The sequence below is a fragment of the Variovorax sp. DAIF25 genome (assembly GCF_050711835.1).
Taxonomy (GTDB): domain Bacteria; phylum Pseudomonadota; class Gammaproteobacteria; order Burkholderiales; family Burkholderiaceae_C; genus Variovorax.
The window spans coordinates 5,058,314-5,071,831 of sequence record NZ_CP136636.1 but is presented as its reverse complement, the minus strand read 5'-3'; the positions used below and the strand labels follow the sequence as shown (position 1 = coordinate 5,071,831).

Annotated in this window: 10 protein-coding genes and 1 pseudogene; 4 read left to right on the top strand and 7 right to left on the bottom strand. The window is 70.6% G+C overall.

All coding sequences use genetic code 11. The features are described from left to right. Positions 1–8 precede the first annotated feature (8 nt). A pseudogene (locus tag R0232_RS23340) lies at positions 9–1,265 on the bottom strand (NAD(P)/FAD-dependent oxidoreductase); the annotation flags it as partial. A gap of 73 nt (positions 1,266–1,338) precedes the next feature. Here R0232_RS23340 and R0232_RS23335 point away from each other — a divergent pair. After that, the gene (locus R0232_RS23335; RefSeq protein WP_431509563.1) at positions 1,339–3,057 is read left to right on the top strand and encodes a protein kinase domain-containing protein; all 1,719 of its coding nucleotides are present in this window, start codon (positions 1,339–1,341) and stop codon (positions 3,055–3,057) included. Positions 3,058–3,077: 20 nt separating this feature from the next. Here the strand turns inward: R0232_RS23335 and R0232_RS23330 are convergent, their stop codons facing one another. Continuing rightward, the gene (locus tag R0232_RS23330) at positions 3,078–4,322 is read right to left on the bottom strand and encodes an MFS transporter (protein ID WP_431509562.1); all 1,245 of its coding nucleotides are present in this window, start codon (positions 4,320–4,322) and stop codon (positions 3,078–3,080) included. Positions 4,323–4,607: 285 nt separating this feature from the next. Here R0232_RS23330 and R0232_RS23325 point away from each other — a divergent pair, with 285 nt between their 5' ends. Beyond that, positions 4,608–5,885: an ANTAR domain-containing protein gene (locus R0232_RS23325; RefSeq protein WP_431509561.1), complete on the top strand. Its 1,278-nt coding sequence runs from the start codon at positions 4,608–4,610 to the stop codon at positions 5,883–5,885. A 24-nt stretch (positions 5,886–5,909) separates the two neighbouring features. Here R0232_RS23325 and R0232_RS23320 read toward each other — a convergent pair whose 3' ends face one another. From R0232_RS23320 to R0232_RS23305, 4 genes are all read right to left on the bottom strand, one after another. After that, on the bottom strand, positions 5,910–6,719 hold the full coding sequence (locus R0232_RS23320) for an ABC transporter ATP-binding protein (RefSeq protein ID WP_431509560.1): 810 nt from the start codon (positions 6,717–6,719) through the stop codon (positions 5,910–5,912). Continuing rightward, a complete protein-coding gene (gene ntrB, locus R0232_RS23315) occupies positions 6,716–7,636 on the bottom strand; it encodes a nitrate ABC transporter permease (protein WP_431509559.1) in 921 nt (306 codons plus the stop codon). The genes R0232_RS23320 and ntrB overlap by 4 nt, the downstream gene beginning before the upstream one ends. 10 nt (positions 7,637–7,646) lie before the next feature. Further along, complete coding sequence (locus R0232_RS23310) at positions 7,647–8,891, bottom strand: CmpA/NrtA family ABC transporter substrate-binding protein (protein WP_203201921.1); 1,245 nt, start codon at positions 8,889–8,891, stop codon at positions 7,647–7,649. A 337-nt stretch (positions 8,892–9,228) separates the two neighbouring features. Continuing rightward, entirely contained in the window at positions 9,229–10,521 is a 1,293-nt protein-coding gene (locus R0232_RS23305; RefSeq protein ID WP_431509558.1) for a nitrate- and nitrite sensing domain-containing protein, read from the bottom strand. Between the two features lie 80 nt (positions 10,522–10,601). On the opposite strand from R0232_RS23305, the gene tsaD reads away from it, so the two are divergent. Next, complete coding sequence (gene tsaD / locus R0232_RS23300; protein WP_431509557.1) at positions 10,602–11,654, top strand: tRNA (adenosine(37)-N6)-threonylcarbamoyltransferase complex transferase subunit TsaD; 1,053 nt, start codon at positions 10,602–10,604, stop codon at positions 11,652–11,654. 69 nt (positions 11,655–11,723) lie between these two features. Here the strand turns inward: tsaD and R0232_RS23295 are convergent, their stop codons facing one another. After that, complete coding sequence (locus R0232_RS23295; RefSeq protein ID WP_296737480.1) at positions 11,724–12,098, bottom strand: Hsp20/alpha crystallin family protein; 375 nt, start codon at positions 12,096–12,098, stop codon at positions 11,724–11,726. A 122-nt stretch (positions 12,099–12,220) separates the two neighbouring features. On the opposite strand from R0232_RS23295, the gene R0232_RS23290 reads away from it, so the two are divergent. After that, a complete protein-coding gene (locus tag R0232_RS23290) occupies positions 12,221–13,501 on the top strand; it encodes a branched-chain amino acid ABC transporter substrate-binding protein (RefSeq protein WP_431509556.1) in 1,281 nt (426 codons plus the stop codon). The last annotated feature ends 17 nt before the right edge of the window (positions 13,502–13,518 follow it).

The window sequence follows — 13,518 nt, the reverse complement described above, 5'->3', positions numbered from 1 at the left end:
GTGGCTTTCGGTTCGGCGGCGGGGCTTTCGTCGCCGGCTCCGCCGGCATCGCCGACGACGGCTTCACCGAACATCAGCCGGTCGCGGATCTCCTGCACGCTGCGCCCCTCGCGCACCAGCTCGTAGTACCAGCTGCCGTCCACCGTGTCGCCGTAGAGGCAGGCGCCCACCAGCTTGTCGTCCTTGAGCACCAGCTTCTTGTAGACGCCGCCGAAGGGGTCGCTCATCACGATCTCCTCGGTGCCTTCGCCGCCCATGAACTCGCCCGCGCTGAACAGGTCGATGCCCGTGACCTTGAGCTTGGTCGAGGTCAGCGAGCCCTGGTAGCGACCGATGCCGAACTGCGCGAGGTGGTTGGCCGCCACCTTGGCCTGCTCGAACAGCGGCGCCACCAGGCCGTAGGCGATGCCGCGGTGCGCCGCGCATTCGCCGACCGCGTAGATGCGCGCGTCGGTCACGGTCTGCAGGGTGTCGGTGACCACGATGCCGCGGTGGCAGTGCAGCCGCATGCGCTCGGCCAGCTCGACGTTGGGGCGGATGCCCACGGCCATCACGACCAGGTCGGCCGGAACCTCGGTGCCGTCCTTGAAGCGGATCGCGGTGACGCGGCCCTGCTCGCCGCCGACCAGTTCCTGCGTCTGCGCGCCCATCCTGAACTTCAGGCCGCGTTCCTCGAGCGACTGCTGCAGCAGCCGGGCCGCGGCCTCGTCGAGCTGGCGTTCCATGAGCCAGGGCATGACGTGCACCACGGTCACCTCCATGCCGCGCCGCATCAGGCCGTTGGCGGCCTCGAGGCCCAGGAGGCCGCCGCCGATCACCACCGCGTGGCGGTGCGTGCGCGCGGTCTCGATCATGCAGTCGGTGTCTGCGATGTCGCGGTAGGCGATCACGCCCTCGAGCTCCTTGCCGGGTACCGGCAGCATGAAGGGGGTGGAGCCGGTGCAGACCAGCAGGCGGTCGTAGGCGGCCTCGGTGCCGTCGTCGGCGCGCACGATGCGCTTCACGCGGTCGACCTCGACCACCTTCCTGCCGGCATGCACCGCGATGCCGTGGTCGCGGTACCAGTCCCAGCCGTTGAGCACGATCTCGTCGAGCGTCTGCTCGCCCGCGAGCACCGGCGACAGCATGATGCGGTTGTAGTTGGGATGCGGCTCGGCGCCGAACACCGTGATGTCGTAGAGGCCGGGGGCGATCTTCAGCAGCTCCTCGAGCGTGCGCACGCCGGCCATGCCGTTGCCGATCAGCACGAGTTTCATCTTTTCCATCGGGCCCTGCCTTTCTGCGAACTAGGGGACATCAAGCGAGCGCCTGCCCATCGCGCGCGGTCAGAATCGCGCCATGAGCTTCGAGGTGGACATCGGCTACAGCAGCCAGCGCGGCCCGCGCGAGGCCAACGAGGACTTCGCCGGCGCGGTGCATGCGCCGCCGGGCGACGAGGCGCGCGGGCTGATCGCGGCCATCGCCGACGGCGTCTCGGCCGGCGGGCGCGGCCGCGAGGCGGCGCAGACCACGGTGATGGGCCTGCTGGCCGATTACTTCGCCACGCCCGCCACCTGGGAGCCGACCGCCGCGCTCGACCGGCTGATCGGCGCGCAGAACGGCTGGCTGGCCGACCACAACCGCCGCCGCCAGCGCGGGAAGGGCGAGGAGGGCGGCGCCGCCCTCACCACGCTGACCGCGCTGGTGCTGCACGGCCAGGGCTACACGCTGGCCCACGTGGGCGACACGCGCGCCTGGCGCGTGCGCGCCGGCGAGGCCGCCGCCGTGCCGCTGACGCAGGACCATGCCTTCGACCATCCCGACCTGCGCAGCCGGCTCACGCGCGCCATCGGCCTCGACGACCAGGTGCGCGTCGACTACCTGCAGGGCGACCTGCGCGTGGGCGATTGCTTCGTGCTGAGTTCCGACGGCGTGCATGGCGTGCTCGATGCGCGGCGACTGGCCGCGCTGGCGCTGCAGGGCGACGCCGAGGCCGCCAGCGAGGCGCTGGTGAACGCGGCACTCGATGCCGGCACGCGCGACAACGCGACCGCGCTGGTGATCCGCGTGCTGGGGCTCGATGCGCGCCGGCTCGACGACGAGCTCGGCGACGGCCGCCGGCTCGCGCCGCCGCCCGCGCTCAAGGTGGGCGAGGCGCTCGACGGCTACGTGGTGACGGCGCTGGTGGCCGACACCGGCGTGCACCTGCTCTACCAGGCGCGCGATCCGCTCACGCGCGAGCTGGTCGCGCTCAAGACCCTGCATCCCGCGCGCGCCGGCGATCCGCAGGAGCGCGCGATGCTCGCGCACGAGGCCTGGCTCGGGCTGCGCGTGGGCGGCGACGGCTTCGTGCGGGCGCACGAGCGCGCGGCCGAGGCCAGCGCGCTCTACATCGTGTTCGACTGGCATGGCGGCCGCACGCTCGAGCAGCTGCGCAAGGCGGCCCCGCGCGGCGCCGTGGCCGAGGTGGTGGCGGCCGCCATCGCATGGAGCCGCGCCCTCGGCCGGCTGCACCGCCAGGGCGTGGTGCACCGCGACATCAAGCCCGGCAACCTGCACCGCGGCGACGACGGGCGCTGGCGCATCCTCGACCTGGGCGTGGCGCTGTCGGGCCGCGAGAGCGCGGCGCAGCGCGAGCTGCATGCCGGCACGCCGAGCTACATCAACCCCGAGCAGTGGGAGGAGGGCGGCACGGCCGACGCCGGCAGCGACCTGTTCGCGCTCGGCGTGACCCTCTACCAGTGGCTCACCGGCCACCTGCCCTACGGCGAAATCGAGCCCTACCAGGTGGGGCGCTACCGGCGCGACCCGGTGGCGCTGTCGCGCCTGCGGCCCGATGTGCCGATCTGGCTCGACCACCTGGTGCGCAAGGCCGTGGCGCGCGATCCGCGCGAACGCTTCGAGACCGCCGAGGAGCTGCTGCTCGCGCTCGAGCGCGGCGCCTCGCGCCCGGTGGGCGCGCCCGTCGCCACGCCGCTGATCCGCCGCGATCCGCTGGCGCTCTACCAGCTCGCGCTCGGCGTGTCGGTGCTGTTCAACCTGCTGCTGGTGGTGTGGCTGCTGTTCCTGCCACGCTGAGGCGCGAGCGCGATGGCGGGTCATGCGGTCCTCCGCTGCGAGGTGGTTGCCGGCGCCACGCGTGCCCGGCCGCCCTTCTCGGCCCAGGTGCGGGTCCAGCGGATCTGCATCACGCGCATCACGCCCAGCATCACGAGCGACAGCGCCGCGAAGAAGACGAAACCCCAGAGGTAGCTGCCCAGGTACTGCTTCGACAGGCCCATGGCGTTGGGCACCAGGCCGCCGCCGAGGGCGCCGATCTCGCCGATCATCGAGCCGGCCACCGCGGTGCTCAGCGGCCAGCGCAGCGGCACGAGCTGGAACAGCGCGCCGTTGCCCGCGCCCAGCGCCGCGAAGCAGACGATCAGCAGCAGGGTGGTGAGCACCAGCGAGCCCGAAGCCAGGCCCACCAGCGCCAGCGCCACGGCCACCACCAGCAGCACCACCGTCAGCGTGTTCACGCCGCCCCAGCGGTCGGAGATCCAGCCGCCGGCGATGCGCACCGCCGCGCCCATGAAGGCCGCGAGCATGGTGAGCTGGCCCGCCTGCACCTTGCTGACGCCGAACTGGTCGTAGTAGTAGGAGGGCAGGAAGGTCGTGAGGCCGATGAAGCCGCCGAAGGTCACGCCGTAGATCAGGCTGAACACCCAGCCGTCCTTCTCGAACAGGCAGGCGATGTGCTCGCGGAAGCTCGAATGGGCGTTCACGTCGGGCGGCTCCTTGGCGAACACCACCATCACCACCATCGGGATCAGGATCGCGCCGGCGGCCACGCCGTACACCGCCTGCCAGCCCAGCCACTGCGCGAGCGGCGGCGCGATCAGCACCGACACCGCCGTGCCCACGTTGCCCGCGCCCACCAGCCCCATCGCCAGGCCCTTGTGCTGCGGCGGAAACCAGCCCGAACCGAGCGACAGCGCCACGCCGAAGCTCGCGCCCGCGATGCCCAGCAGCACGCCCATGGCCAGCAGGTCGTTGAAGCTGCGCACGAAGAAGAAGCCGAACAGCATCGCCACCGCGATCAGCGCCATCTCGACCATCGTGGCCTTCTTGCGGCCGATGTACTGCGACAGGATGCCGAGCGGGAAGCGCATCAGCGCGCCCGCGATGATCGGCACCGAGAGCATCAGCCCCTTCTGCGCCGGCGAGAGGTCGAAGCTCTCGCCGATGAAGGGCGCCATGGCGCCGTTGAGCACCCAGATGCAGCAGGAGAACGAGAAATACAGGAAGGCCGCGAACAGTGTCGGGCCGTGGCCTGAGCGCAAGAAATTCCTGAAACCGGACATGGCGTTCGTGGGTGCGAAAAGCCGCGGCCCGGCCCTGTGGAGGCCGAGTCGACGGACGGGGGTGGGACGGGGGAGCCGGCGGCGCGCGCCGTCGGCATGAAGGGTGCAGCCGGCATCGTTGCTGCCGGAACGGACGCAGGAGCCTGCGGCCTCACCAAAGTGGTGCTTCGTTACACCGCGGCCCGTTTCATGCAAGACGCATGCCGCCCACGAAAGACGCGAGGGGCATCGGCCCTCGCCTATGCTCGCGGTGCCCGATCCCATGCCCTTTGTCCGATCTCCCCGATGTCCCTTCTCGTTGTCCTGCCCGATGAACCCGGCCCGAGCGCCTTGCCCGCGGCGATGAGCGATGCGCTGGCCGCGGCTGGCATCGAGCTGCTCGGCTGCACGGACCTGCCGGGCTTCGCGCGCGAGGCCGAGGCGCTCGCGCCGCGCCAGGTGCTGGTCTGCACGGCCGCGCCGACGCGCGAACTGAGCGAGGTGCTGCGCGCCTGGTCGGGCCTGCCGCCCTGCGCGCTGAGCCTGGCGAGCGGGCCGCTCGACGGCGCACGGCACGAGGAGCTGGTCGCGCTCGGCGTGCATGCCTGGTCGCCGCTCGAGTCGCTCGACGCGGCATCGCTGGTCGCGTTGCTCGCGCGCGCGCAGGCCCGCTGGCAGCGCGAACGCGCGCTGCGCACCGAGTTGGAGAACCTGCGCACCCGGATGGACGAGCGCAAGTGGGTCGATCGCGCCAAGGGCCTGCTGATGTCCGCGCGCGGCATCGGCGAGGACGAGGCCTTCGGCCTGCTGCGCGGTGCCGCGATGCATGCGAACCTGCGGCTCGGCGAGGTCTCGCGCTCGGTCATCGAGGCCGCGCAATGGGCCGACGCCATCAACCGCGCGGGCCAGCTGCGCATGCTGTCGCAGCGGCTGGTGCGGCTGGCCGCGCAACTGTTGGGCGGCATCGACGTGCAGCGCGCGCGCGTGCTGCGTGCGCAGTCGGCCGAGCGGGTGCAGCGCAATCTCGATCACCTCGCGACCCTCGGCCTGCAGGCGGCGGGTGCCCTGGCGCTGGCCGAGGCGCGGACGGCCTGGACCGTGCTGTCGACCGCGCTCGCGGCGCGCCCCAGCGCGGCCGGGCTGGCCGACATCGACCATCGCGCCGAGGTGCTGCTCGCGGCCGCCGAGGCGCTGACCGAGGCGCTCGAAGCCTCGGGCGCGCGGCGCGCGCTGCGCATCGTCAACATCTGCGGACGCCAGCGCATGCGCGCCCAGCGCCTGGCCAAGGACGCGCTGCTGGCCTCGGCGCTCGAGCAGCAGGCCGCCCAGGCGCGGCTGCTGCCGACCATGGACGAGTTCGAGGCCGCGCTGCTCGAACTCGAGCGCGCGCCGCTGAGCACCGCGGAGATCCGCGCCGGGCTCGCGAGCGCGCGCGACGAATGGCTGCGGCTGGTGGGCGGCGTGCGCGCGCTCGAGAGCGCCGACGGTCGCGCCGCGCTGGTGCGCTCGAGCGAGGCGCTGGTCGACACCTTCGAGGGCCTCACGGCCTCGTACGAGCACAGCCTCCAGGTCATCATGTCGTGATGCGCCCGGGGGCAAAGTCGTGGTTCAGGCCGCTGCCTTCTCCACGTGCCCTTGCCGCGTGTAGAGGAAGTCGATCACGGCCTTGCGCGCATGCACGTAGGCCGGGTCCTCCGCGAGCTCGACGCGGTTGCGCGGACGCGGGATGTCGACCGTGAGCACCTCGCCGATGGTGGCGGCCGGGCCGTTGGTCAGCATCACGATGCGGTCGCTCAGCAGCACGGCCTCGTCCACGTCGTGCGTGACCATCACGACCGTGCTGCGCGTCTTCTGCACGATGGCCAGCAGCTCGTCCTGCAGCTTGGCGCGCGTGAGGGCGTCGAGCGCGCCGAAGGGCTCGTCCATCAGCAGCACCTTGGGTTCCATCGACAGCGCGCGCGCGATGCCCACGCGCTGCTTCATGCCGCCTGAGATCTCGCCGGGGCGCTTCTGCGCCGCCGGCGTGAGGCCGACCAGCGCCAGCGCCGCGTCGGTGCGCGCGCGCAGCTGCGCCTTGTTCTCGGTGGCGGCGAACACGCGCTCGACCGCGAGGTAGACGTTCTCGAAGCAGGTGAGCCAGGGCAGCAGCGAATGGTTCTGGAACACCACGGCGCGCTCGGGGCCCGGGCCCTTGATCTCCTTGTTGGCGCACAGCAGCGCGCCCGCGGTGGGCGTGGTGAGGCCGGCGATCAGGTTCAAGAGCGTGGACTTGCCGCAGCCCGAATGGCCGATCAGCGTGATGAACTCGCCCTTGGCCACACCGAGGTGGACGTCGCGCAGCGCGACGAAGCGGCCCTTGGGCGTCTTGAAGGCCTGCTCGACGCCGTGGATCTCGATGTACCTCGACTCGTCGATCATGATTTCACCTCTTCGAACGTGAAGGCCGTCGCGAGCTTGATCAGCGCGAACTCGAGCACCAGGCCGACGATGCCGATCACGAAGATCGCGATGATGATGTTGGCGACGTTGAGGTTGTTCCATTCGTCCCAGACCCAGAAGCCGATGCCCACGCCGCCGGTCAGCATCTCGGCCGCCACGATCACCAGCCAGGCGGTGCCCACGGCCAGCCGCACGCCGGTCAGCATGTAGGGCAGCACGGCCGGGAACAGGATCTTGGTGAGGATCTTCCATTCGCTGAGGTTCAGCACCTTGGCCACGTTCATGTAGTCGCTCGGCACGCGCTGCACGCCCACGGCGGTGTTGATGACCATCGGCCAGATCGAGCAGATGAAGATGGTCCAGATCGCGGCCGGGTTGGCGCCCTTGAACACCAGGAGGCCGATCGGCAGCCAGGCCAGCGGCGAGACCGGGCGCAGCAGGCTGATCAGCGGATTGAACATGCGCGCAAGGAACTCGAAGCGCCCGATCGCGAAGCCGGCCGGAATGCCGACCAGTGCCGCGAGGCCGAAGCCCAGCGCCACGCGCTGCAGCGAGGACAGCACGTTCCAGCCCACGCCCTGGTCGTTGGGGCCCTTGCTGTAGAAGGGATCGCTGAACACCGTGAGCGCCTGCTGCCAGACCGCCAGCGGCGAGGGAAAGCCGGTGGTGCTGCGCATGGCCACGATCTCCCACACCAGCAGCAGCAGGCCGAAGCCCGCGAGCGGCGGCAACACGCGCATCCAGAAGGCGCGCAGGTCGAGCGGGGTGCGCGCCCGCGGCTCGGGCGCTGTCAGGGGGCGAACGGGTGCCGCGGTGGCGGCGGGCTTGGCCGCAATGGCCGGGGCCGACGGCGCGGCGACCGCCTCGAGCGGCGAATGGAAGACTGCGCTGACCATGGTGTTCTCCCTATGCATGGAGCTTGAAGGACTCGGCGTACTTCTTCGGGTCCTTGCCGTCCCAGACCGAACCGTCGAACAGCTTGCTGCTGCGCATCGGGTCCTTGGGCACCGGCGTCTGCGTGGCGGCGGCGGCCTGCTTGTAGATGTCGATGCGGTTGATCTCGGTCGCGACCTTGAGGTAGTCGGGATGCTCCTTGAGCAGGCCCCAGCGCTTGTGCTGCGTGAGGAACCACATGCCGTCCGACAGGTAGGGGAAGGTGACCGCGCCGCCGTTGTAGAACTTCATGTGGTTGGGGTCGTCCCAGCTCTTGCCCAGGCCGTTGACGTAGCGGCCCAGGATGCGCTGGTTGATCGCGTCCACGCTGGTGTTGACGTAGCTCTTGTCGGCGATGGTCTCGGCCATCTTGTTCTTGTTCTGCAGGCCGGTGTCGATCCACTTGCCGGCCTCGAGCACGGCGGCGGTCACGGCGCGCGCGGTGTTCGGATACTTCTTCGCGAACTCGGCCGTGGTGCCGAGCACCTTCTCGGGATGGTCCTTCCAGATGTCCTGCGTGGTGATGGCCGTGATGCCGATGCCGTCCATGATCGCGCGCTGGCCCCAGGGCTCGCCCACGCAGTAGCCGTCCATGTTGCCCACGCGCATGTTGGCCACCATCTGCGGAGGCGGCACGGTGATGTTCTTGACGTCCTTGAACGGGTCGATGCCGGCCGAGGCGAGCCAGTAGTAGAGCCACATCGCGTGGGTGCCGGTGGGGAAGGTCTGGGCGAAGGTGTATTCGCGCTTCTCGCTGGCGATCAGCTTGGCGAGCGAGGCCGCGTCGACCGCGCCCTTGTCGGCCAGCTTCTTCGACAGCGTGATCGCCTGGCCGTTGTTGTTGAGGGTCATGAGCACGGCCATGTCCTTCTTCGGGCCGCTCAGGCCCAGGTGCATGCCATAGACCAGGCCGTAGAGCACGTGGGCCATGTCGAGGTCGCCGTTGGCCAGCTTGTCGCGCACGCCGGCCCAGCTCGCCTCCTTGCTCGGCACGATCTTCACGCCGTATTTCTTGTCGATGCCCAGCACCGAGGCCATCACCACGCTGGCGCAGTCGGTCAGCGGAATGAACCCGATCTTCACTTCCTCCTTCTCGGGCTTGTCGGAGCCCTGGGCCCAGACGGCGGCGCGCAGCGCGGGATCGATCCCGACGGCGCCGATGGCGGCGGCCTGCAGCACGCGGCGCCGGCTCAGTTTGGTTTGCAGCGTATCGGACATGGGGGACTCCAGCGAAGAGAAGGAAGGAAGACAAAAACGAAAAGGCGTCCTCACCGCCGCAGGGGGCTGCTCGCAAACGAGCCAGCCCCGCGGGATAAGGACGCCTTTGTCCGGGTCGGTGGACGGCCCCCGCCATTGGGGGCCCTCTGCCTGGAGGCCCGCAGGCCTCATGAACTGTCTTGAGCAAAGCGCGTGCCAGCCTCGGCGCGCCTGGTTTTGCTATGGCTTTGCTAGCTCGATGCGCCGTATGGGTGCGCCCGGGCCTTCGATTCGGTGGGGAAGGGCGGCCGGCGCGTCAGAAGGCACGCTTGTTGTGCACTGCACCAGAGCGGACCGATCAGCGTGGCAGGTAGTCGGCCATCGCGAGCACCGACTCGGCCACGTCGACCAGCCGGCGGTTCTGATTCATCGCGGTCTGGCGCAGCATCTTGTGCGCCTCTTCCTCGCTCATCCGGCGGTGCGCCATCAGCAGACCCTTGGCGCGCTCGACCAGCTTGCGCTCGTTGAGCGAGGCGCGCACGGTCTCGAGCTCGTCGCCCATGGCCTGCAGCCGGCGCGACTGGGCCTGCACCATGTCGAGCACCGAGCGCTCGAGCGTGCGGCCGTAGAGCGTGGTGGCCTCGGGCGCGGACGGCCGCGCCGCGACCAGTACCGGCGCCAGCACGTCGTCGAAGAAGCGCTCGCCGTCGTCGCGCGGCGCCAGGGTGTCGAGCAGGCGCCGGTAGTCCTCGAGCTCGCGCCGCGCCTGTTCGGTCTTGTGGCCGCACTGCAGGCGCAGGTCGTCGGCCAGCCGGTCCTCGACGGTGCGCATGGCGTCGATGCGCGCGCTGCAGCAGTCGAACCAGGCCTGGCTCAGCCGCGGATCGGGCAGACCGCCCGCGGGTGCCGCGCCCGGATGCACGGTGCCGATGCGGCGCATGCGCTCGAGCTCGGCCAGCGTGCTGTCGCTCTGGCTCTGGCGCCACAGCGCGAGCAGCGTGGGATTGGAGAACTCGGTGAAGACCTGGAAGCAGCGCTCCTGCGACTCGACCAGGTGCAGCCACTGGGCCCGCTGGGCGTCGTCGACGCGGCCCATGGCGAGGGCGGCGGCGCCGAGGGCGCGCTCCTGGCCCGCGAACTCCTTGCCCTGCATGAAATTGAACAGCGCCACCAGCAGGCGCGAGATCTCGGGGTCGGTGGCGCCGTCGGCGGCTTCGAACACCACCGACAGCAGCCCCGCGACCAGCTTGGCGAAGGCCGCGGTGGCCTGCGCGGGCTGCAGTTCGAGCGCGGCGATGCGCCGGCGCAGGGCCGGCAGGCCATCGAGGCCCGGCAGCACCCAGGCGATGCGGCTGAACAGCCGCGTGTGGTTGCCGTCGCCCGCGCGGCCTTGCGCCTCGGCCTCGAGCCGGTCGAAGCCCAGCCGCACCGCCTGCTCGAGCGCCACGCACTCGGCGATCTGCGGATCGCGCTGGGCGGCGAAGCGCGCCCCGCGCGAGGCCAGGAACACGTTCGACATGCCGCGCTCGCGCTGCAGCGCATGCACGAGCCGGCCCACGGCGCCGACCAGCTCGCTGGTGCGCGCGAGCTGCTCGAGCGCGTCGATCTCGCTGCGCCGCGCGGCGATCAGGAAGTGCAGGCCGGATTTCATGGGGTGCCCAGCCATGTGCAACATCCGTGCCGTACCCCCGCGCCAGCACCCCCTACCGCCCGCCGCCTACACTCCCGGCCATGCTGCTTCTAGGAATCGAATCCTCCTGCGACGAGACCGGCGTGGCGCTGGTCGAGTCGCATGGCGACGCGCTGCCGGTGCTGCGCTCGCATGCGCTGCACAGCCAGATCGCGATGCACCAGGCCTATGGCGGCGTGGTGCCCGAGCTCGCGAGCCGCGACCACATCCGCCGCGTGCTGCCGCTGACCGATGCCGTGATGGCCGAGGCCGGACGCACGCTGGCCGAGGTCGACGTGGTCGCCTACACGCGTGGCCCCGGCCTCGCGGGCGCGCTGCTCGTGGGCGCGGGCGTGGCCTGCGCGCTGGGTGCGGCGCTCGGCAAGCCGGTGCTCGGCGTGCACCACCTCGAGGGCCACCTGCTGTCGCCGTTCCTGAGCGCCGACCCGCCCGAGTTCCCCTTCGTGGCGCTGCTGGTCTCGGGCGGCCACACCCAGCTCATGCGCGTGGACGGCGTGGGCCGCTACGAGCTGCTCGGCGAAACCATCGACGACGCGGCCGGCGAGGCCTTCGACAAGAGCGCCAAGCTCATGGGCCTGCCGTACCCCGGCGGCCCCTGGCTCGCCAAGCTGGCCGAGGGCGGCGATCCGGCGGCCTTCAAGCTGCCGCGCCCGCTGCTGCACAGCGGCGACCTCGACTTCTCCTTCGCCGGCCTCAAGACGGCCGTGCTCACGCAGGCCAAGAAGCTCGGCGATTCGCTCGAGGCGCGCAAGCCCGACCTCGCGGCCTCCACGCAGGCGGCGATCGTCGAGGTGCTGCTGAAGAAATCGCTGGCCGCGCTCGACCAGGCCGGCCTCAAGCGGCTGGTGGTGGCCGGCGGCGTGGGCGCGAACCGCATGCTGCGCGAGCAGTTGAATGCGGCCTGCGCCAAGCGCGGCGTGCGCGTGCACTACCCCGAGCTGCACCTGTGCACCGACAACGGCGCGATGATCGCGATGGCCGCGGCGATGCGGCTGCAGTCGGGGCTGTCGCAGCCCACCGAGCGCTATGCCTTCGACGTGAAGCCGCGCTGGCCGATGGCCTCGCTGTCGGCGGACCTGCCCGCCACCGCCTGAGAGCGCCCATGAAAAAGCCCGCGCGGCTCGTCGCCGCGCGGGCTTTTTCGCAGGTCGGTTGCGCCTGGATCAGTTGATCTGCAGCTGCGAGACCTGGCTGACCGGCACCACCTTGGCGAGCTTCAGGGTCAGCACGCCGTTCTCGAGCTTGGCTTCGCTCGCGGCCGCGTCGATGTCCAGCGGCAGCTCGTAGGCGGCCTTGAACTGGCGCTTGGCGTCGGCCTTGCTCTCGATGCGGACCACGGCGCCTTCGATGCCGATGCTCAGGTCTTCGCGGGCGAAGCCGGGCACGTCGAGCGACAGGGTCCAGCTCTTGTCGTCCTGCTCGACCAGCGGCGAGCGGCGCGCGGTGCCGGCGAAGGCATCGTTCACGAAGCGTTCGAAGGCGCGATCGTAGGCGCGGGGGGTGAAGCGGGTGGCGCGGAGGGCGGGTGCGAAAAACATGGAAGTACTCCTGAATGAACACAATGGGGACATGGAATGTGTGTCCCTTACACTGCGCGGCCGTTCAATCCTGAGTGCCGCTTGAAACCTCATCTAGGCCCAGCGGCGCGCGTTTCAAGTCAATGAATTCCAGCTTTTTCGAGCGCCGCCAGGCCTTGAAATTCGCGGCACTGTCGCTATGCGCGAGGCCCTTCGCGGCGCTCGCGCAGACCCCGCCCGCACCCATCCGCCTCGCGCTGATCGAGAGCATGAGCGGCCCGTTCGCCAACACCGGCGAGGCGGTGTTCCGCAACCTGCTGTGGGCCGTGGAGCGCGTGAATGCGCGTGGCGGCATCAGGCTGCCGAGCGGCGCGCGGCCGTTGCAGCTCGACCGCTACGACAGCAAGGGGCAGAACGAGGAGGCGCTGTCGGCGCTGCGCGCCGCGATCGACGATGGCGCGCGCATCGTGCTGCAGGGCAACTCCTCGGCCACCGCGGCGGCGCTGATCGATGCGATCGACAAGAACAACGAGCGCGACCCGCAGCGGCGCATGCTGTTCCTCAACTACGCGGCGGTCGAGCCCTCGCTGACCAACGAGCGCTGCAGCTTCTGGCACTTCCGCTTCGACGCCCATGCCGACATGCGCGTGGCCGCGCTGATGGACGTGGTGAAGGACGATGCCGCGCTCAAGCGCATCTACCTGCTGGGGCAGGACTACAGCTTCGGCCAGGCGGTGCTGCGCGAATCGCGGCGCCAGCTCGGCGCGCTGCGGCCCGACGTGGAGATCGTCGGCGACGAGCTGCATCCGCTGGGCAAGGTGAAGGACTTCGCGCCCTACGCCAGCAAGATCATCGCGAGCGGCGCGCAGGCGGTGGTCACGGGCAACTGGGGCAACGACCTCACGCTGCTCGTGAAGGCCGCGCGCGAGGCCGGCTTCAACGGCACCTTCTACACCTTCTACGGCAATGCGCTGGGCGCGCCCGCGGCCATCGGCGATGCCGGCATCGGCCGCGTGATCGCGGTGGCCGACTGGCTGCCGAACGTGCAGACGCCGCAGTCGGAGGCCTTCTACCGCGCCTTCCGCACGCGCTTTCCGAAGCCCGCGGACGACTACGTCCACATGCGCATGCAGCTCTTGATCGAGTCGCTGGCGCAGGCGCTGGAGCGCGCGGGCAGCACCGACACCGTGGCGGTGGCGCGCGCGCTCGAGCAGGCCGACGTCACGCTGTACGGCCAGCGCGGGCGCATGCGCGCGGCCGACCACCAGTTCCAGCAGCAGCTCGTGGTCGGCGTGATGGACAAGCAGGGCCGACCGGGCGTGCAGTTCGACGTCGAGGGCTCGGGCTACGGCTTTCGCGTGGTCAAGACCATTGCCCCCGAGCGCGCGGAGCTGCCGACTTCGTGCAAGATGAAGCGCCCCTGAAGGCACGAAGCGAAGAC

What these genes read in the sequence shown, in the direction of transcription:
- R0232_RS23325 (WP_431509561.1), top strand. Translation starts at nt 4,608, where the DNA reads ATGTCCCTTCTCGTTGTCCTGCCCGATGAACCCGGCCCGAGCGCCTTG.
- R0232_RS23335 (WP_431509563.1), top strand. Translation starts at nt 1,339, where the DNA reads ATGAGCTTCGAGGTGGACATCGGCTACAGCAGCCAGCGCGGCCCGCGC.
- R0232_RS23330 (WP_431509562.1), bottom strand. Translation starts at nt 4,322, where the DNA reads ATGTCCGGTTTCAGGAATTTCTTGCGCTCAGGCCACGGCCCGACACTG.
- R0232_RS23320 (WP_431509560.1), bottom strand. Translation starts at nt 6,719, where the DNA reads ATGATCGACGAGTCGAGGTACATCGAGATCCACGGCGTCGAGCAGGCC.
- R0232_RS23305 (WP_431509558.1), bottom strand. Translation starts at nt 10,521, where the DNA reads ATGAAATCCGGCCTGCACTTCCTGATCGCCGCGCGGCGCAGCGAGATC.
- ntrB (WP_431509559.1), bottom strand. Translation starts at nt 7,636, where the DNA reads ATGGTCAGCGCAGTCTTCCATTCGCCGCTCGAGGCGGTCGCCGCGCCG.
- R0232_RS23310 (WP_203201921.1), bottom strand. Translation starts at nt 8,891, where the DNA reads ATGTCCGATACGCTGCAAACCAAACTGAGCCGGCGCCGCGTGCTGCAG.
- tsaD (WP_431509557.1), top strand. Translation starts at nt 10,602, where the DNA reads ATGCTGCTTCTAGGAATCGAATCCTCCTGCGACGAGACCGGCGTGGCG.
- R0232_RS23295 (WP_296737480.1), bottom strand. Translation starts at nt 12,098, where the DNA reads ATGTTTTTCGCACCCGCCCTCCGCGCCACCCGCTTCACCCCCCGCGCC.
- R0232_RS23290 (WP_431509556.1), top strand. Translation starts at nt 12,221, where the DNA reads ATGAATTCCAGCTTTTTCGAGCGCCGCCAGGCCTTGAAATTCGCGGCA.